Origin of the sequence: Rathayibacter sp. Leaf248, assembly GCF_920939495.1 — a bacterium.
GTDB lineage: Bacteria > Actinomycetota > Actinomycetes > Actinomycetales > Microbacteriaceae > Rathayibacter > Rathayibacter caricis.
Map to the genome: position 1 here is coordinate 2,716,609 of NZ_CAKLAV010000001.1, position 19,089 is coordinate 2,735,697.

A 19,089-nucleotide genomic window follows, 5' to 3' on the forward strand; every position below is an offset into this window, starting at 1 on the left:
CTTACTCTCGGTCCACTCGACCGACACTCCTGGAACCGCCTTCCGAAAGGGAACGATGCCCCGCGTCACCAAGCCGCTCGCACTGCTCGCGACCGCACTGCTCACCGCCGGTCTCGCCGGCTGCTCGTCCGCCGCGACCGGGTCGGAGGGGGCGGACAGCGATTTCACCCCCATCACCATCGAGCACGCACTGGGCACGACGACCATCGAGTCCCAGCCCGAGCGCGTCGCGACCGTCAACTGGGCGAACCACGAGGTCCCGCTCGCGCTGGGCGTCGTCCCCGTGGGCATGGCCGCCGCCAACTTCGGCGACGACGACGGCGACGGACTCCTGCCCTGGGTCTCCGCGAAGCTCGAGGAGCTCGGCGGCGAGACCCCCGTCCTCTTCGACGAGACCGACGGCATCGACTTCGAGGCCGTCGCCGACACGCAGCCCGACGTGATCCTCGCCGCCTACTCCGGCCTGACGCAGGAGGACTACGACACCCTGAGCGAGATCGCTCCCGTCGTCGCCTACCCCGACACCGCGTGGGGCACCTCCTGGCGCGACACCATCACCTTCAACAGCGAGGCCATGGGCATGGCCGCCGAGGGCGAGGAGCTCGTCACCGAGCTCGAGGGCGAGATCCAGGAGGCGGCCGCCGCCTACCCGCAGCTCGAGGGCACCTCCGCCATGTTCCTCACCCACGTCGACCCGACCGACCTCAGCCAGGTCAGCTTCTACACGACGCACGACACCCGTCCGGCCTTCTTCGCCGACCTCGGCCTGACCACCCCCGGCAGCATCGAGACCGCCTCGGCGACCACCGACGCGTTCTCGCTCACGCAGAGCGCCGAGCAGGCGGACGCGTTCGACGACGTCGACGTGATCGTGACCTACGGCGACGACGAGCTCGTGAACACGCTCAAGGCCGACCCGCTGCTCTCGCAGATCCCGGCCGTCGCGAACGACGCCATCGTCCGCCTCCCGTCCACCCCGCTGGGCACCGCCGCGAACCCGACCCCGCTGTCGATCTCGTACGTCCTCGACGACTACCTGGGCCTGCTGGCCGAGGCCGCCGACAAGGCGAAGTGACCCTCACCGCCCCGCCTGACGCCGCGGGCGTCGCCGCTGTGCGACGTCCGCGGCGTCTGCGTGCGCTCTGGCTGCTCGTCGCGGTCGCAGCACTCGTCGGCGTGGGCGTGCTCTCGGTCATGATCGGCTCGCGCGAGGTCGCCTGGAGCGATGTGGTCGCGGCCTTCGGAGGCTCGACCGACGGCTTCGGGCAGGCCGCGGTCGCCAAGCGCCTCCCGCGCACGGTCCTCGCGATGACCGCCGGCGCCGCCCTCGGGGTGGCCGGCGTGCTGATGCAGGGCGTCACCCGCAATCCGCTCGCCGACCCGGGGATCCTCGGAGTGAACACCGGCGCCTCGCTCGCCGTCGTCACCGGCATCGTCTTCTTCGGTCTCAGCACCGCCACCGGCTTCATCTGGGTGGCGATCGGAGGCGCCGCCGTCGCGGCCGTCTTCGTCTACGTCGTCGGATCCCTCGGCCGCGGGGGAGCGACTCCGCTCAAGCTCGCGCTCGCGGGCGCCGCCACCTCGGCCGCCCTCGTCTCGGTGATCAGCGCGATCGTCCTGCCCCGCGCCGACCTCTCGGGCGGCATCCGCTCGTGGCAGATCGGCGGAGTGGGCGGCGGCACCTTCGCGAGCATCGGCCAGGTCCTGCCGTTCCTCGCGGTCGGCTTCGCGATCTGCGTGCTCTCGGCCAAGAGCCTCAACACCCTGGCGCTCGGCGACGAGCTCGCCGCGGGTCTCGGCGAGCGCGTCGCCGTCGCCCGGGGCGCCGCGGCACTGGGCGCGGTGGTCCTCTGCGGAGCGACGACCGCGATCACCGGACCGATCGGCTTCGTCGGCCTCGTCGTCCCGCACGCCTGCCGCCTGATCGTCGGCGTCGACCACCGCTGGCTGCTGCCGTTCTCGGCCGTCGCCGGCGCGATCCTCCTCACCGGCGCCGATGTCGTGGGTCGCATCGTCGCGCGCCCCAGCGAGATCGACGTCGGCATCATCACCGCGCTGATCGGCGCTCCCGTCTTCATCGCGATCGTCCGCCGCCAGAAGGTGCGCGAGCTGTGACCGGGGTGCTCGAGCGGAGCCACTCCGCCACCGCCGTCGCGGTCGCCGCCGGTCGTCGCCGTCGAGGCGCCCGCCGCCGCTCGGTCGTCGCGGTGCTCGCCGTCGCGGTCGTCGTCGCCTTCGCGCTCTCGCTCGTCTACGGCCAGACCGTCTACACCCCCGACGAGGTGCTCCGGGTGATCCTCGGCGAGCAGGTGCCGGGCGCCTCCTTCACCGTCGGCCGCCTCCGCCTCCCGCGCGCCGTGCTCGCGGTGCTCGTGGGCCTCTGCTTCGGCCTCGGCGGCGTCAGCTTCCAGACCATGCTGCGGAACCCGCTCGCGAGTCCCGACATCATCGGCATCAGCGCGGGCGCCTCCGCCGCCGCGGCCTTCGCCATCGTGACGCTGTCGCTCGGATCCACGCAGGTCTCGATCCTCGCGATCACCGCCGGTCTGGCGGTCGCCCTGGTGGTCTACGCCCTCGCCTACCGCAGCGGAGTCGCGGGCACGCGGCTGATCCTCATCGGCATCGGCGTCGCCGCCATGCTCGACAGCGTCACCGCCTACATCCTGTCGCGCGCCGCCGCCTTCGACTTCCAGGAGGCCAGCCGCTGGCTCACCGGCAGCCTGAACGGGGCGCGCTGGGAGGAGGTCGTCCCGGTCCTCGTGGCCGTCGTCGTGCTGACCCCGGTGCTGCTGCTCAGCTCCCGCGACCTCGCCGGCACGCAGCTCGGCGACGACACCGCCTCGGCCCTCGGCATCCGGGTGAACCGCACGCGCCTCGTCGTGATCGTCGCGGCCGTCGGCCTCATCGCCTTCGCCACAGCCGCCGCCGGACCGATCGCCTTCGTCGCGTTCCTGTCCGGACCCATCGCGGCGCGCCTCATCGGCCCGGGCGCCTCCCTCCTGGTGCCGTCGGCCCTCGTCGGCGCGCTGCTCGTGCTCGTCGCCGACCTCGTCGGGCAGTACGCGCTGGGGCTGCGCTACCCGGTCGGAGTCGTGACCGGCGTCCTCGGCGCCCCCTACCTGATCTACCTCATCGTCCGCAGCAACCGATCGGGAGGGTCCCTGTGACCGCCGAGCACACCCTCACCGTCGAGAGCCTCACCCTCGGCTACGGCGACCGCACCGTCGTCGACGGCCTCGACCTCGTCGTCCCGCCCGGCCGGATCACCGCGATCGTCGGCGCGAACGCCTGCGGCAAGTCGACCCTCCTTCGCTCGATGTCGCGCCTGCTCGCCCCGCGCACCGGCACCGTCCTGCTCGACGGCAAGGCCGTGCACCGGATGCCCGCGAAGCAGCTGGCGCGCACGCTCGGCCTCCTCCCGCAGTCGCCGATCGCTCCGGAGGGGATCACCGTCGCCGATCTCGTCGGCCGCGGACGCCATCCGCACCAGGGCATCCTGAGCCGCTGGAACGCGCACGACGACGAGGCGGTCGCGACGGCGCTGGACGCCACCGACACCGCCGCCCTCGCCGACCGCGCGGTCGACGAGCTCTCGGGCGGGCAGCGCCAGCGCGTCTGGATCGCCATGGCCCTCGCGCAGGAGACCGATCTGCTGCTGCTGGACGAGCCGACAACGTTCCTCGACGTCAGCCACCAGGTCGAGGTGCTCGATCTCCTCGTCGACCTCAACCGCTCGCGCGGCACGACCGTCGTGATGGTGCTGCACGACCTCAACCTCGCCGCCCGCTACGCTGACCACCTCGTCGCCCTGGCCGACGGCACCGTGCACGCCGCCGGCACCCCCGCCGCGGTGCTCACCGAGGACGTGGTCCGCGCGGTCTTCGGGCTCGACAGCCGCATCATCACCGACCCCACTTCCGGTACGCCGCTGATGCTCCCGCTCGGACGGCACCGGCTCGCTCCGCCCGTCGAGGACGCCTCCGTGTCGCAGAACTGAGGCTCACGGCGCCGTGATCGCCCGGGCGACCGCCCCGCCTCGACTCCGCGGATGTCGGCTCGCACCGCGGGCGGCCGCGCCTCAGCCGGCGGTCGTCCATCGGGTTCGACGACCTCCCTCCACAGCGCCGGCGATCCGAGACCCTCCACCACTTCCATCCCACCCTGACACTCGACGTCAAGGGAGGGCTGGAATAGGGTGATGACCACGCCGCAGAAGTACCGGGACGTCGCGAGGTTCCTCCGCTCGCGCGGCTGGGAGCGCACTCGCCAGAGGGGGAGCCACGAGGTGTGGAGTCGGACCGGCGGAGGAGCGACGTTCACGCTCGCTCAGCACCGGGGCGAGGTCTCGCCCGGCCTGATCCGGCAGCTGCAGGCGGCCTTCGACGACACCCCGAGCGAAGGGAACTGAGCACGATGAGCGAACCCCGGGTCCTTGCAGCGCGCGCCTTCCGAGACGGCGGCGGATGGTGGACGATCGAGATCCCCGAACTCGCCTCGACCGCCGCGAACGGAGCCGTCGTCGTGGCGACGGGCGGCGCGATCTCCACGCGTCGCATACCGGCTGCCGCACGCGAACTCGCCGCGGTGTTCCTCGACGTCGGCCTCGACGAGGTCGACGTGAGGGTGACCGTCGAAGCGCCGGCCGATGTCCTCGCGAAGTGGAACGAGGGCGCCCGGGCCGAGGCGGAGGCGCGTGCGGCACTGCGGCGCGCCGGCGATCTCCGACGCGAGGCCGTCCGCGAGCTCCGCGACGGGGGCTACACCGTCGAAGCCGTCGCGGCAGCGCTGCAGATCAGCCCTGCCCGCGTCTCCCAGCTCGCCGACGCGCGTATCGAACTCGACAGGAGCGCGTGACGGAGGCCCCCCTCCTGCGACGGAGACGGCGTCGCAGGGCGCGTCGCGAGGCGCGCACATGACGGACGTGTAAACGGTTCCAGACACCACCCCGGGCGGCGTATACGATTCTTCACAGTCCGTGGCGGGCGGCCGTCGCCGGCGGACACCGCCGCATCCTGCCCCCGACCAGAGGTTCCCCCGCCGTGTCTGCTCCCTCCGCGCGCCCCGACGCCTCCGCTCTCCGCGGGCTCCGAGCGCTCCTGTTCGATCTCGACGGCGTCCTGACGCCGACCGCCGACGTGCACATGCACGCGTGGTCGCGGCTGTTCACGTCGTACCTCGAGTCGAAGGGGATCGCCGAGGGCTACTCCGACGCCGACTACTTCCGCTACGTCGACGGACGCCCGCGCTACGACGGCGTCCGCGCGCTCCTCGCCTCCCGCGGCATCGTGCTGCCCGAGGGCGAGCCGTCCGACGACCCCGCGCTCGAGACGGTCTGCGGGCTGGGCAACCGCAAGAACGCGGCGTTCAACGCCGTGCTCGAGGCGGAGGGGGTCGCCCCCTACCCTGGCTCGCTCGCGTTCCTCGACGCCGCGATCGCCGCGGGGGTCGAGGTCGCCGTCGTGACCTCCTCCCGCAACGGCGTGCCCGTGCTCGTCGCCGCCGGCCTGCGCGACCGCTTCGAGGTCGTCGTCGACGGCCTGCTCGCCGCCGAGCGCTCGATCGCGGGCAAGCCCGCCCCCGACACCTACCTCTACGCCGCCGAGCTGCTCGGACTCACCGCCGCCGAGTGCGCCGTCGTCGAGGACGCTCACTCCGGAGTGGCCGCCGGCCGCGCGGGCGCCTTCGGACTCGTCGTCGGAGTCGACCGCGGAGTCGGCGCCGAGACCCTGCTCGAGCACGGCGCCGACTTCGTCGTGGACGACCTGGCCGAGCTCCTCCCCTTCCTCCCCGTCTCCACCCCCGAGGACGCCGCATGAACCCCATCACCTCCGACCCGCTCGACCGCAACCGCTTCCCGGTCGACGAGTGGGCCCTGCTCGAGACCGAGTTCGCGAGCGAGCTGCAGGGGCGCACCGAGACGCTCTTCGCGACCGGCAACGGCTACCTCGGCCTCCGCGGCAACGTCGAGGAGGGTCGCGACGGCTACGCCTACGGCTCCTTCATCAACGGCTTCCACGAGACCTGGCCCATCCGTCACGCGGAGGAGGCGTTCGGCTTCGCCCGCGTCGGCCAGACCATCGTGAACGTGCCGGACGCCAAGATCGTCCGCCTGTACGTCGACGACGAGCCGTTCGTGCTCAGCGAGGCCGACATCCTCTCGTACTCGCGTCGCCTCGACTTCGCGAACGGCGTGCTGCACCGCGAGCTCGAGTGGCGCACTCCGTCGGGCAAGCGCGTGCTCATCCGCTCGCGCCGTCTGGTGTCCTTCACCGACCGCCACCTGGCGATCCTCGACTACGAGGTGGAGCTCCTCGACGGCGACGCGTCGGTCCTCATCTCGAGCCAGATCCTCAACCGCCAGGACGGAGTGGACGAGTACCACGCGCCCTCGGGCAGCGAGGCGGCGGGCTTCGACCCGCGCAAGGCCGAGTCCTTCGAGGACCGCGTGCTCCAGCCGCGCCTGAAGCGCGTCAACGGCACGCGCTACCTGCTCGGCTACCGGACGACCAACTCGCAGATGACGATCGCGTGCGGCGCCGAGCACGTCCTCGAGACCGAGAACGAGTGGGACCAGACCTCCCAGATCGACGACGACCTCGCCAAGCACGTCTACCGCGTCAAGGCGAAGGCGGGCAACCCGATCCGCCTGGTCAAGACGCTGACGTACCACACCTCCCGCGGCGTGCCGGTGCGCGAGCTCGCCGACCGCTGCGACCGCACCCTCGACCGCGCCCGCGAGACGCCGGTCGAGGAGCAGTTCGTCAAGCAGCGCGAGTGGCTCGACGACTTCTGGGCCCGCTCCGACGTGCAGATCGACGGTCAGCCCGCGATCCAGCAGGCCACCCGCTGGAACCTCTTCCAGCTCGCTCAGTCGACTGCGCGCACCGACGGCGGCGGAGTCGCGGCCAAGGGCGTCTCGGGGTCGGGATACGGCGGCCACTACTTCTGGGACACCGAGGTCTACGTCCTCCCGTTCCTCAGCTACACCGCGCCGCTCGTCGCCCGGAACGCATTGCGCTTCCGCCAGAACATGCTCGAGGCGGCGCGCGCCCGCGCGGCCGAGCTCAACCAGCGCGGAGCGCTGTTCCCCTGGCGCACCATCAACGGCCAGGAGTCGTCGGCCTACTACGCCGCCGGCACCGCGCAGTACCACATCGACGCCGACATCTCGTATGCGCTGATGCAGTACGTGGCGGCGACGGGCGACGACGACTTCCTCGCGCGCGGAGCGATCGACATCCTCGTCGAGACCGCGCGCATGTGGGCCGACCTGGGCTTCTGGCGCAGCAACGGCGACGACCACTTCCACATCCACGGAGTGACGGGCCCGGACGAGTACACGACCGTCGTCAACGACAACCTGTACACGAACGTCATGGCGCGCTCGAACCTCCGCGCCGCCGCGCGCGCCGTCGAGCTGCTGAAGGCGGTCGAGCCCGCCGCGTACGAGCGGATGGCCGTCCGCCTCACGCTCGACGAGGACGAGGTCCTCGAGTGGGCCCGCGCGGCCGACAAGATGCACATCCCCTTCGACCAGCGCGCCGGCATCCACCCGCAGGACGCCGCGTTCCTCGAGAAGGAGCTGTGGGACCTCGAGAACACTCCCGCGAGCAAGCGCCCGCTGCTGCTGCACTTCCACCCGCTGGTCATCTACCGCTTCCAGGTGCTCAAGCAGGCCGACGTCGTGCTGGCGCTCCTCCTGCAGGGCAACGAGTTCACCGCCGAGCAGAAGCGCGCCGACTTCGAGTACTACGACGCGCTGACGACCGGCGACTCGACCCTCTCGGCGGTCGTGCAGTCGATCATCGCGGCCGAGGTCGGCTACCACGAGCTCTCGAAGCACTACTTCCTCTCGGCCCTCTTCGTCGACCTCGCCGATCTGCACCGCAACACCGCCGACGGCATCCACGTCGCCTCGACCGGCGGCGTCTGGAGCGCCCTCGTCTACGGCTTCGGCGGCATGCGCGACCACGGCGGACGGATCACGCTCGACCCGCGCCTGCCCGGCGACTGGGAGCGGCTGACCTTCCGCATCACGCTGCACGGCACGCGAGTGCGCGTCGAGGTCACCCAGGACGCGGTGCTGCTGACGGTCGAGACGGGCGACGCCGCGGCGATCACCGTACGCGACGAGCGCGTGCACGTCGAGGCCGGCAACCCCGTCCGCGTGGGCCTCGGCCACCAGGGCCCGCGCCTCATCGGCGCGCCGACCACGTCCGACATCGAGGGCACCCGCCGCTCCGACGGCACCGTCATCACCGCCTCCATCCCCACGATCTCGATGACCCCCGAGCCCGAGGTCCTCACCGGCCCGTAGGCCCGTTCCGAGCGGCCGGACCGCGCAGCGGGCGCCCGTCCTGCTGATCGAGCAGCCCGCGCAGCGGGCGTCTCGAGATCCCCGTCCACCAGCAGCGCAACCCCGGGAACGACGAACGGCCGGAACCCCGAAGGGTCCCGGCCGTTCCGACGGTCGAGCGCTACGCCGCAGCGACCAGCGCGCGCACCGCCGACGTGAAGAACGTCAGTCCGTCCACGCCCGAGCGCATCGCGGCGCGGGTGTCCGGGCCGAAGCCGGGCTCCACCGCGTGCTCCGGGTGCGGCATGAGCCCCACCACGTTGCCGCGGGCGTTGCTGATGCCGGCGATGTTGTTCATCGAGCCGTTGGGGTTCTCACCGAGGTAGCGGACGACGACGCGTCCCTCCGCCTCGAGCCGCAGGAGGGTGTCGGCCGACGCGATGTAGCCGCCCTCGCCGTTCTTCAGCGGGATCGTGATCTCCTGGCCGGGCTCGAATCCGTTGGTCCAGGCGGTGGCGGTGCTCGCGACCATCAGGCGCTGGTCGCGGCAGACGAAGGATCCGGCGTCGTTGCGGATGAGGCCGCCGGGCAGCAGGTGCGCCTCGGTCAGCATCTGGAAGCCGTTGCAGATGCCCAGGACCGGCGTGCCGGCGTTCGCCGCGGCGATGACCTCGCGCATGATCGGCGAATGCGAGGCGATCGCTCCGCAGCGCAGGTAGTCGCCGTAGGAGAAGCCGCCGGGCAGCACGATCGCGTCGACGCCCTGCAGATCGTGGTCGCCGTGCCAGAGCGCGACGGGCTCGGCGTCGGCGAACCGGATCGCGCGCTGCGCGTCGCGGTCGTCGAGCGAGCCGGGGAAGGTGATGACGCCGATCCGCATGTCGGTCAGACCTCCGGGTAGTGGATGCCGACGACGTCCTCGATGACCGAGTTCGAGAGCATCTCGTCGGCGATGCGGGCGATCGAGGCGCGCACCTCGTCGGTGACCTCGTCGACCGTGATCTCGAAGCGCTTGCCGACGCGGACGCCGCTCACGGCGGAGTGGCCGAGGCGCGAGAGGGCGCCGGCGACGGCCTTCCCCTGGGGGTCGAGCAGCTCTGCCTTGGGCATGACCTCAACGACGATCGTGGGCATCGTGTCTCTCCGGAGTGTCGGGGGAGTGTGCGGGAGTCCGCGCGCCCATGGTACCGCCCGCGGAATCGCGGAGGAGGTGCGCTCAGCGACCCGCGGCCGTCACCCGGATCGCGTTCGCCCAGGGGTCCTCGAAGCCGAGCGTCCGTCCGTCGTCCTGCGTCGCGATCGACGCGTGGCGCAGCCGCTCCTCGAGGGCGCCGAGGTCGTCGGCCCCGGGCACGACGATCTCGACCTGCCCGAGTCCGAGGGCGAGCTGCCGCCGTCCGGCGCCGAGCGAGTTCCAGGTGTTCATGGCCATGTGGTGGTGGTAGCCGCCGGCCGAGACGAAGAGCGCCTGGCCGCCGTACGCGATCGTGGTCTCGAAGCCGAGCCGATCGACGTAGAACTCCTTCGCCGTCGCCACGTCGCCGACGCTGAGGTGCACGTGCCCGACGGAGGCGCCGCCGAGGCGGGGCTGCGCGATCGACTCCTCGGTGAGGTGCTCCTGGAGGAACGTGTTCGGGTCGAGGAACAGGGTGCCCATCTCGATCCGCCCGTGCGTCCACGACCACTGGGTGCGGTCGCGGTCCCAGTAGAGCTCGACGCCGTTGTGCTCGGGGTCGTCGAAGTAGAAGGCCTTGCTGACCAGGTGGTCGGAGCTGCCGGTGAAGGAGCCCGGGTGCCGGGTCGCGACACTGTAGACGGCCGCGGCGAGCGCCGCCTCCGACTCGAACAGGATCGCCGTGTGGAAGAGCCCGGCCGCGCGGGGGCCGGCGTGGCGCAGCTCCGGGGCGTGCTGCAGGATCATGGCGGCGACGCCTCCGCGGCCCAGCACGGCGACGGAGCCGTCCTGCGAGAGGACGTCGAGGGTGACGGCGTCGCGGTAGTACGCGACCATCCCGTCGAGGTCGGCGACGCGCAGCGTGACCGCGCCCATCGTCGTGTCGGGCGCGAGCAGGTCGGGGGCAGTGGCGTTCATCGTGTTCACGCTAGACCCAACTCAGTTGTAGCCACAACTATTTCCTCGGCCACTCGCCGACCTTCATAGACTCCTCATCGGATCCGCCCAGCGCGCCGCGAAGGCGCGGTCGTTCACTGAAGTCCTGTCGCGACGACCGCGACCCGGCTGGAGGACGAACCATGAACGAGACGCACGAATCGGACGGATCGGAGCGACTGCCCGACCCCGCCGCCGCGCCCGAGGAGCGTCTCGCGCTCCGCACCGACGACCGCCGCCGCCGTCGCCGCGCGCTGGTCGCGGGTGGCGCCGGGCTCGCCGTGCTGATCGGCGTCGCGGCGGGCGGAGTCTCGTACGCGGGCACCACCGAGGCCGCGTCGTCGTCCTCCTCGAGCACCGCGACGATCGTCTACCCGGGCGGCTCGCACGGGTCCTTCGGCGGCGGCTTCGCGATCTCCCCGTACGGCAGCGGGTCCGGGTACGGCAGTGGCTCCGGTCACAGCGGCGGGTCCGGCTCCTCGTCGAGCACGAGCACGCCCACCGACGCCGTCCCCGCCTCGACCGCGCAGACCACCGGAGTCGTCACGATCGTCTCCGACCTGACCTACCAGGGCGCGCGCTCCGCCGGCACCGGCGTGATCCTCAGCTCCGATGGCATGATCCTGACCAACAACCACGTGGTCGAGGGCGCGACGGGCATCGCCGTGACCGTCGAGTCGACCGGCGAGACCTACACGGCCCGCGTCGTCGGCACCGACGCGACGAACGACGTCGCGGTGCTGCAGCTCGAGGACGCCTCCGGCCTCACCCCCGCGACGCTCGACACCGACGGCGTCGCGGTCGGCGACTCCGTGACCGCCGTGGGCAACGCCGAGGGCACGGGCGACCTGGTCGCCGCGGCCGGCACCGTCACCGCGCTCGAGCAGAGCATCACCACGCAGTCCGAGACGGGTGTCGCCGGAGAGACGCTGCACGGTCTCATCCAGGTCGACGCCGACATCGTCTCGGGCGACTCGGGCGGACCCCTGGTCGACGCCTCCGGCGCAGTGGTCGGGATCGACACCGCGGCGTCGAGCGGATCCGCCGACATCACGGGCTTCGCGATCCCGATCGCGACCGCACTCGACATCGTCACGCAGATCGAGGCGGGCGCCGAGACCGCGACCATCGAGATCGGCTACCCGGCCTTCCTGGGCGTCTCGCTCTCCTCGGGTGCGAGCCCGTACGCGTCCGGCGCAGGGGGCGCGGGTGCTGCGGGTGCCGTCGTCGGCGGAGTGATCGAGGGCACCCCGGCCGCGACGGTCGGCCTCGCCGCCGGCGACGTGGTCACGGCCGTCGACGGCACTCCGGTCGCCTCTGCCGACGCGCTCTCGGCGGCGCTCGCCGACCGCGAGCCCGGCGAGTCCGTCACCCTCTCCTGGACCGACGCCTCCGGAACCGCCCACTCCGCCCCCGTCACCCTCACCGAGGGCCCCGTCGCCTGACCTCGGGCGGAGCGACGCCCCTGCCCGCGGCTCCGTCGCCGCCCGCAGTCGGCCGCCCTCTCGGCCGCCACCCGCCCACTCCGCTGGTACCCGCACGATCTGCAGGCATCCGCGCGATCTGCCGTCACCCGCACGATCTGCAGGCACCCGCCCGATCCGCAGGCACCCGCACGATCTGCAGGCACCCGCGCGATCTGCCGTCACCCGCACGATCTGCAGGCACCCGCGCGATCTGCCGTCACCCGCACGATCTGCAGGCACCCGCCCGATCCGCAGGTACCCGCACGATCTGCAGGTGTCTGCACGATCTGCAGGCACTTGTGCGGTCTGCAGGCGATCCGGCCGGGAATGCCCTTCCCGCCGCAAGCCGGAGTCGCATGCCCGCCGCATCCCCTGCAGATCGCGCAAGCACCCTCCCGACTCGCCGCGTTGTTTTGACTCACTCAACACAACTGCGGTAACGTCACCGGCATGACGACACAGGACGACCGCCTCCGAGCCTCCGGGCTCAAGGCCACCGCCACGCGGCGCGCCGTCCTGCACGCACTCGAGGAGCACCCGCACTCCGGAGTCGACGAGGTCCTGGCGCGCGTGCGCGTCGAGCTCCCCGACACCTCCGCGCAAGCGGTCTACGGAGTGCTCTCCGCGTTCACCGACGCCGGCCTCACCCGCCGCATCGAGCCGGAGGGTCACCCCCGCCGCTTCGAGCTGCGGGTGGGCGACAACCACCACCACGTCGTCTGCCGGCAGTGCGGCGCCGTGGCCGACGTCGACTGCGTCGTCGGAGCGGCCCCGTGCCTGCACCCGTCCACGTCGAGCGGCTTCGCCGTCGACACGGCCGAGGTCACGTTCTGGGGCACCTGCCCCGACTGCCTCCGGGCGTCCGCGAACTGACCCGACCCCATCACCGCAGTGGTGCGCCGAACGGGCGCGCCGCCGACAGGAGGAACATGACCGAGGAACGATTCACGACGACGAACTCCGGAGCGCCGGTCGCGAGCGACCAGCACTCGCTGAGCGTCGGGGCCGACGGCCCCCTCGCGCTCCACGACCACTACCTCCTCGAGAAGCTCGCGCAGTTCAACCGCGAGCGCATCCCGGAGCGAGTCGTCCACGCCAAGGGCGGCGGAGCGTTCGGTCGCTTCGTCACCACCGGCGACGTGAGCGCCTACACCCGCGCCGCGCTCTTCCAGCCCGGCGTCGAGACCGAGATGCTCGCGCGCTTCTCGACCGTCGCCGGCGAGCAGGGCTCGCCCGACACCTGGCGCGATCCGCGCGGCTTCGCGCTGAAGTTCTACACGAGCGAGGGCAACTACGACCTCGTCGGCAACAACACCCCGGTGTTCTTCCTGCGCGACGGCATCAAGTTCCCCGACTTCATCCGCTCGCAGAAGCGCCTCCCCGGCACGCACCTGCGCGACCACGACATGCAGTGGGACTTCTGGACCCTGTCCCCGGAGTCGGCCCACCAGGTCACCTGGCTCATGGGCGACCGCGGTCTCCCGAGCTCGTGGCGCCACATGGACGGCTTCGGGTCGCACACCTACCAGTGGATCAACGCGGCCGGCGAGCGCTTCTGGGTCAAGTACCACTTCAAGACCGACCAGGGCGTCGAGATCCTCAGCCAGGAGCAGGCCGACCAGATCGCCGGAGAGGACGCCGACTTCCACATCCGCGACCTGTCCACCGCGATCGACCGCGGCGACTACCCGACCTGGACCCTCTCGGTGCAGGTCATGCCCTACGAGGACGCGAAGTCGTACCGGTTCAACCCGTTCGATCTCACCAAGGTCTGGCCGCACGCGGACTACCCGCTGATCGAGGTCGGCACGATGATCCTCGACCGCAACCCCGAGAACTACTTCGCGCAGATCGAGCAGGCCGCGTTCGCTCCGTCGAACTTCGTGCCGGGCATCGCCGCGAGCCCCGACAAGATGCTCCTCGCGCGCATCTTCAGCTACGCCGACGCGCACCGCTACCGCGTGGGCGCCAACCACGCGCAGCTCCCGGTCAACGCGCCGAAGTCGCCCGTGCACTCGTACTCGAAGGACGGCGCCATGCGCTTCGACTTCCAGAAGTCCGAGGTCCCGGTCTACGCGCCCAACACGATGGGCGGCGCGCACGCCGACCCCGCTCGCGCGGCGGAGTCGACCGGCTGGGAGAGCGACGGCGAGCTGACGCGCGCCGCGGCGACCCTGCACCCGGAGGACGACGACTTCGGCCAGGCGGGCACGCTCTACCGCGAGGTCCTCGACGACGCCGCCCGGGCGCGACTCGTCGCGAACATCGCCGGGCACGTGTCGAAGGTCACGCGTCCCGAGCTGCGCCAGCGGGTGCTGCAGTACTGGGCGAACGTCGACAGCTCGCTGTCGCAGCGCGTCGCCGAGGCGCTCGAGCCCTCCGCGCCGGGCGCCGACGTGGCCCCGGAGGAAGTGGGCATCGGAGCCTGACTCCGCCGCCCGAACGAGTGCGCGGTGCCGGGCTGGACCCCGGCACCGCGCGAGTCCGATGTATCCCCGACTTCGAGAGACGAGAGAGATGACCACCGAACGATCTTCAGAGTACGTGCCTTCCCCCCTGTGGGGCTCCTACGTGTCGAGCGGAGCGGCACCCGCGCCGTTCGTCGGCCGCTACACCGATGTCGAGCCCGCTCGGCCCCGTCGCTCCCGCGAGTACGCGGCCGCCGTGACCGGAGCCGTCGCGCTGCCGTCGACCTGACCTCCGCCTCCGCGGACCACGATCAGCGGACGGTGCGGGCTGTCGCGTGCGGCCCCGCATCGTCCGCTTCCCTCTGCCCCGGCGCCTCGTCGTCGGTCAGCGCGTCCCGGCATCCTCGAGCGGGACGGCATGGATGCGCCTCCCGCCACCGCTCCGGCGCACGCCCGGCCACCAGAAGGCGTCGCCCGTGAGGAACACGAGCGCCGGCACCAGCACCGTCCGCACCACGAGCGTGTCGAGCAGGACCCCGATGCAGACGATCACGCCGATCTGCGTGAGGGCGACGACGGGGAGGACTCCCAGCACGGCGAAGACCGCGGCGAGCAGGATCCCGGCGCTCGTGATGACGCCTCCGGTCGAGGCGAGCGCCCGCACCATGCCCTCGCGCGTGCCGTGCGCCGCCCGCTCCTCGCGGGCCCGGGTGACGAGAAAGATGTTGTAGTCGACGCCCAGCGCCACGAGGAACAGGAACGCGAAGAGCACCACGTTCGCGTCGAAGGCCGGGAATCCGAGCAGTCCGCGGAACAGGAGGTTCGCCGCTCCGAGGCTGGCGAAGAAGGTCGCGAGCACGCTCGCGATCAGCAGCACCGGAGCGACGAGCGAGCGCAGGAGCAGCGCGAGGATCAGGAACACGATCGCCAGGATGATCGGGATGATCAGCGCCTGGTCCCGCTCCGATGCCGACCGGGTGTCGAGCGCCGTCGCGTCGCTCCCTCCGACGAGGCTCTCGGAGGCGTCGCCGTCGGCCGCCGAGTACGCGTCGCGGAGCGCGCCGATCGTCTCGAAGGCCGCAGCGCTCTCGGGCTCGCCGGCGAGCGTGAGGCTGAGGGCGGTCCTTCCGTTCGCGCTCTCGCCGGGGCGCACGGAGTCGACGCCGTCGGTCCCCTCGGCGATCGCGACCGCGTCCTCGACCGCGTCGTCCGGAGCGAGGACCGTCGTCTGCGCGGTGAGCCCCGCCCCGAAGGACTCGTCGATGACCGCCTGCGCCTGCACCGATTCGGGATCCCCGAGCAGCTGATCGGTCTGCGAGAGCCCGACCTGCGCTCCGATCAGTCCGAGCGAGAGCAGCGCGACGCCCAGGACGGCAGCGACGGCGACCCGCGCCGGCCGGCGGGAGACGCGGCGGCCGAGCCGGGTCCAGAGTCCCGGTCGCTCCGCGGTGCTGCCGGTTCCCGGTCGCGGCACGAACGGCCAGAAGAGCCCGCGCCCGCAGAGCACGAGAGCGGAGGGGAGCACTGCGAGGGCGAAGAGGATCGCGATCGCGACGCCGATCGCGCAGGCGAATCCGAGCGCCCGGTTCCCGGCGAGCTCGGCGAGCAGCAGGGTCAGCAGGCTCAGCGCGACGGTGCCTCCGCTGGCCGCGATCGCGGGTCCGGCGCTGCGGACCGCGGTGGACATCGCCCGGTACCGGTCGGGCTCGCGCAGCAGCTCCTCCCGATAGCGGGCGACGAGCAGCAGCGCGTAGTTGGTGCCCGCTCCGAAGACGAGGACCGACAGGATCCCGCTGACGGAGGCGTCGAGCGCGATCCCCGACGCCTCGGCCAGCGCTCCCGCGACGATCCGCGCGAGTCCGTCCGCGACGCCGACCACCACGAGAGGCACGATCCAGAGCACGGGGCTCCGGTAGGTGGCGATGAGCAGCATCGCGACCACCAGGACGGTGACGAGCAGCAGGCGGAGATCCGCGCCCGCGAACGCGTTCGAGATGTCGGCCTGGAAGCCGACGGCCCCGGTCAGGAAGCTGTCCAGATCCGCCGGCAGCCCCTCCGATCCCGCGGAGCGCAGCTCGGACGCGACACCCTCGACGTCGGCCTCCACCGAGGACTCCGTCAGCGGCACCGCGATGAGGGCCGCTTCGCCGTCCTCGCTGAACTGCGGCCGCACCGCCTCCGGGGTGGTCGACAGGAGTGCGAGTGCCTCGGCGCGCTCGGCGATCGCCGAACGGTCCTCGTCCGTCAGGCCGCTCGGGCGGTTCCACAGCAGGACGCCCGCCGTCGTGTCCGCCGACGGGAACTCCTCGAGCAGGGCGGCAGCTCGCGCCGACTCCGCGGAGTCGGGCAGACCCGACTGCGGGAAGCCCGACTCGCCGCCCGAGGGCAGCAGGGCGAACAGCGCCCCGACCGCGAGCAGGGCGGACAGCACGGTGAGCCAGGCGCGGCGACGGGTGCGGACGAGGAGGACGAGCGGTGTCATGGGTCACTTCCGACGGGATCGAGGAATTAGTCAGCCTACTGACTAATTCTGTCGAGCGCCGGAGGAGTACCCGGGGAAGCCGAGTCGGCGCTTCGCGTCGGCGAGCCGCTCCCCGCTGACGTCGAAGAGCTCCGCTCCGCGGTGGGGGGAGTCGATCTCGGTGCTCGTCACCCTCACGCCGTCGGCCGACACGTCGACGACCGACGCTCCGGACGCGGCCACCGACCTCTCGTGCCGCGGACCGGCGAGCACGTCGGTCCGGTTCGCCGCACCCGGAGCGACCACGACGGGAGCAGGGCCCGTCGTATCCACGAACGCGTGGTGCCAGTGTCCGGCGAGGACCGCGAGGACGGTGCCTCCCGATGCCGCCTCCCACAGGTCGTGCGGATTCACGAGGCCCATCACCGTGTGCAGCGGAGCCACTGCCTCGATCGGCGGGTGGTGCAGCACGATCACGACGGGCGCGTCGGGGTCCTCGGCGATCCGCTCCCGGAGCCACGCCAGTGTCGGTTCCGTGAGCAGTCCCCACGAGGCGCCGCCCGGCACCGAGGAGTCGAGGGTCAGGATGCGCACGCCTCGGACAGTGGTCGCGGTGTTCCGAGGACCGGAGGATCCGAAGCCCTCCCGGTCGTCGTGATTGCCCAGCGCCAGCACGAGTTCGGCACCGCGCGCGGCGCACCAGGCCGCGAGGATGCCCCGGAGTGCGGAGTAGGACGCGGGGGCGCCGTCGTCCGCGAGGTCCCCCGAGACGACGACCGCGTCGATCCCCTCGACGGCGTCGTGCGCGGCGAGCAGCTGCTCCAGGCCGGCCCGCGTGTCCAGGATCCGGTTGTACCGCCCGGCGGGGTCCGCGAGCAGATGCGTGTCCGAGAGGTGGAGCAGTCGGAGCGGACGCTCCGACGCCTGCTCGAGGACGACGTCGGCGAACCGCGCCGCGGCCTCGATCCGCCGGGCGTTCCTCTCGTCGGGGCCGTCCGTCCAGGCGATCGCCTCGTCGAGCGTCTTGCCGAAGCGGAGGTGCCGCGCCACCAGGCGCGCTCGTCTCGTGGTCTCCGGCACCCGCAGGTGGATCCGCAGATCGAGCAGTGGGCTCACGTCCTCCCAGCCCTCGTCGCGGAGCAGCAGGTAGTTGCCCTCGACGAGGACGACCGTCCCGTCCTCGACGGGGAGACTCAGGGCGCCGGGAACGGGCTCCTCGATCGCGCGGTCGAAGGAGGAGGCGCTCACCGTGGATCCGGCGGGCGCCGACCTCAGTGTCCGGAGGGCCGTCACGAACCCCTGCGCGTCGAACGTGTCGGGGGCGCCCATGCGGTCGCGCCGGCCGAGTTCGCGGAGCCGCTCCTGGGGGAGGTGGTAGCCGTCGAGCGGGAGGACGACGGATCCGGGGGTCCGCCGTCGCAGGTGCTCGGCGAGCGTGGACTTCCCGGATCCCGGCGAACCGGTCACGCCGACGAGGAGGAGGGGGCGCTCCTGCCGGGCCGTCTCGATCAGGGTGAGGGCCTCGGCGAGGGAACTGACCGTTCGGGGGCTGCTCTCGGGGAGCCGGGGGACGTGGGAGCGGGTCATGCGCCCATTCTCGTGACCGTCCCCTGCGGTTCCGAGCGGCGAGACGGTGTCCCATGGAGGGATCTGCCTCCGCCCCCCTGTGGAGGAAGGTCGAGAGCGACACGCCCGGGATGCGCGATTTCCGCCCGTCGTTTGACACGGTGCGGATCGCTGCGTAACTTATTCCGAGTCGCCACAAAGGCCGCAGGGAAACGGAAAGAGCAGGGCTCGGAAGAGCCTCTCCTACGTCCCGGCCTCAATCGGGACCATCCACTCGCAAGGCAGCTTCTCGGAGCACGCCTCGTGTGCAGGATGTAAAGCCTTCGCAGGATCCTTCGGATTCAGCATCTTCGCCGCTCGGCGATGGACTTCGGTCCGGCCCGGGCAACGTCGGAGCGCCTTCGAGCGTGAAGACATCGCGAAGAAGCCGGATTTGACACGGCCTGCGGATGTGCTAAGTTATACAAGTTGCCACGGCGGCGGAGAGAATAACTTCTCTACAGCTTAGCCGGTCACACAGTGACAAGCAACACGGATTTACGAATACTTCGATCACTCTCGTTGTGAAGCTCCTTTGTGGGGTGGAGGCGGGGTGTGTCCGATTCTTGAGAACTCAACAGCGTGCACTATGTTCAATGCCAATTTTATAACCCCTGCCGGGTTTTGTGATCCGGTTGGGATTCCTTTGGAAATTGATGTCAGTAATGATGTCTTATTTGCTAGAGGTCAAACTTGACTTCCTTCTCTTCGGGGTTGGAGTCGTAATTTTTTTACGGAGAGTT

General features: G+C 71.4%; 17 protein-coding genes. 12 read left to right on the top strand and 5 right to left on the bottom strand.

Annotation, left to right across the window (positions count from 1 at the left end; all coding sequences use genetic code 11):
* The first annotated feature begins 55 nt into the window (after window positions 1–55).
* The 8 genes from LRG51_RS12940 (at window position 56) to LRG51_RS12975 (ending at window position 8,317) form a co-directional block, all read left to right on the top strand.
* Complete coding sequence (locus LRG51_RS12940) at window positions 56–1,075, top strand: iron-siderophore ABC transporter substrate-binding protein (RefSeq protein WP_055794287.1); 1,020 nt, start codon at window positions 56–58, stop codon at window positions 1,073–1,075.
* Window positions 1,072–2,115, top strand: coding sequence for a FecCD family ABC transporter permease (locus tag LRG51_RS12945; RefSeq protein ID WP_055794289.1), 1,044 nt, complete (start codon window positions 1,072–1,074; stop codon window positions 2,113–2,115). Before LRG51_RS12940 ends, LRG51_RS12945 begins: the two co-directional genes overlap by 4 nt.
* On the top strand, window positions 2,112–3,167 hold the full coding sequence (locus tag LRG51_RS12950) for a FecCD family ABC transporter permease (RefSeq protein WP_200931040.1): 1,056 nt from the start codon (window positions 2,112–2,114) through the stop codon (window positions 3,165–3,167). The genes LRG51_RS12945 and LRG51_RS12950 overlap by 4 nt, the downstream gene beginning before the upstream one ends.
* The gene (locus LRG51_RS12955) at window positions 3,164–3,997 is read left to right on the top strand and encodes an ABC transporter ATP-binding protein (protein WP_230673049.1); all 834 of its coding nucleotides are present in this window, start codon (window positions 3,164–3,166) and stop codon (window positions 3,995–3,997) included. Before LRG51_RS12950 ends, LRG51_RS12955 begins: the two co-directional genes overlap by 4 nt.
* Window positions 3,998–4,198: 201 nt before the next feature.
* Entirely contained in the window at window positions 4,199–4,408 is a 210-nt protein-coding gene (locus tag LRG51_RS12960) for a type II toxin-antitoxin system HicA family toxin (RefSeq protein WP_230673050.1), read from the top strand.
* Window positions 4,409–4,413: 5 nt separating this feature from the next.
* The gene (locus LRG51_RS12965; protein ID WP_230673051.1) at window positions 4,414–4,854 is read left to right on the top strand and encodes a hypothetical protein; all 441 of its coding nucleotides are present in this window, start codon (window positions 4,414–4,416) and stop codon (window positions 4,852–4,854) included.
* A 185-nt stretch (window positions 4,855–5,039) separates the two neighbouring features.
* Entirely contained in the window at window positions 5,040–5,816 is a 777-nt protein-coding gene (locus tag LRG51_RS12970; RefSeq protein WP_230673052.1) for an HAD family hydrolase, read from the top strand.
* Entirely contained in the window at window positions 5,813–8,317 is a 2,505-nt protein-coding gene (locus tag LRG51_RS12975) for a glycoside hydrolase family 65 protein (RefSeq protein WP_055794298.1), read from the top strand. Before LRG51_RS12970 ends, LRG51_RS12975 begins: the two co-directional genes overlap by 4 nt.
* A gap of 160 nt (window positions 8,318–8,477) precedes the next feature.
* Here the strand turns inward: LRG51_RS12975 and purQ are convergent, their stop codons facing one another.
* From purQ to LRG51_RS12990, 3 genes are all read right to left on the bottom strand, one after another.
* Window positions 8,478–9,176, bottom strand: a complete 699-nt coding sequence (purQ, locus tag LRG51_RS12980; protein ID WP_055794300.1) for a phosphoribosylformylglycinamidine synthase subunit PurQ — start codon at window positions 9,174–9,176, stop codon at window positions 8,478–8,480.
* A gap of 5 nt (window positions 9,177–9,181) precedes the next feature.
* Window positions 9,182–9,430 (bottom strand): phosphoribosylformylglycinamidine synthase subunit PurS, encoded by a 249-nt coding sequence (gene purS, locus LRG51_RS12985; RefSeq protein ID WP_055794302.1) that lies wholly within the window; start codon window positions 9,428–9,430, stop codon window positions 9,182–9,184.
* An 82-nt stretch (window positions 9,431–9,512) separates the two neighbouring features.
* Window positions 9,513–10,388 carry a VOC family protein gene (locus LRG51_RS12990; RefSeq protein ID WP_230673053.1) on the bottom strand — a complete coding sequence of 292 codons (876 nt, stop codon included), beginning with the start codon at window positions 10,386–10,388 and terminating at the stop codon, window positions 9,513–9,515.
* 161 nt (window positions 10,389–10,549) lie between these two features.
* On the opposite strand from LRG51_RS12990, the gene LRG51_RS12995 reads away from it, so the two are divergent.
* From LRG51_RS12995 to LRG51_RS13010, 4 genes are all read left to right on the top strand, one after another.
* The gene (locus LRG51_RS12995) at window positions 10,550–11,851 is read left to right on the top strand and encodes a S1C family serine protease (RefSeq protein WP_230673054.1); all 1,302 of its coding nucleotides are present in this window, start codon (window positions 10,550–10,552) and stop codon (window positions 11,849–11,851) included.
* Window positions 11,852–12,322: 471 nt separating this feature from the next.
* Complete coding sequence (locus tag LRG51_RS13000) at window positions 12,323–12,745, top strand: Fur family transcriptional regulator (protein ID WP_055794305.1); 423 nt, start codon at window positions 12,323–12,325, stop codon at window positions 12,743–12,745.
* A 56-nt stretch (window positions 12,746–12,801) separates the two neighbouring features.
* Window positions 12,802–14,301 (top strand): catalase, encoded by a 1,500-nt coding sequence (locus LRG51_RS13005; RefSeq protein ID WP_055794307.1) that lies wholly within the window; start codon window positions 12,802–12,804, stop codon window positions 14,299–14,301.
* 115 nt (window positions 14,302–14,416) lie between these two features.
* On the top strand, window positions 14,417–14,569 hold the full coding sequence (locus LRG51_RS13010) for a hypothetical protein (RefSeq protein WP_157603212.1): 153 nt from the start codon (window positions 14,417–14,419) through the stop codon (window positions 14,567–14,569).
* A 96-nt stretch (window positions 14,570–14,665) separates the two neighbouring features.
* On the opposite strand, the gene LRG51_RS13015 is transcribed toward LRG51_RS13010, so the two are convergent.
* Window positions 14,666–16,762 carry an MMPL family transporter gene (locus LRG51_RS13015; protein WP_230673055.1) on the bottom strand — a complete coding sequence of 699 codons (2,097 nt, stop codon included), beginning with the start codon at window positions 16,760–16,762 and terminating at the stop codon, window positions 14,666–14,668.
* 42 nt (window positions 16,763–16,804) lie between these two features.
* A complete protein-coding gene (locus LRG51_RS13020; protein WP_230673056.1) occupies window positions 16,805–18,328 on the bottom strand; it encodes a metallophosphoesterase in 1,524 nt (507 codons plus the stop codon).
* Window positions 18,329–19,089 lie beyond the last annotated feature (761 nt).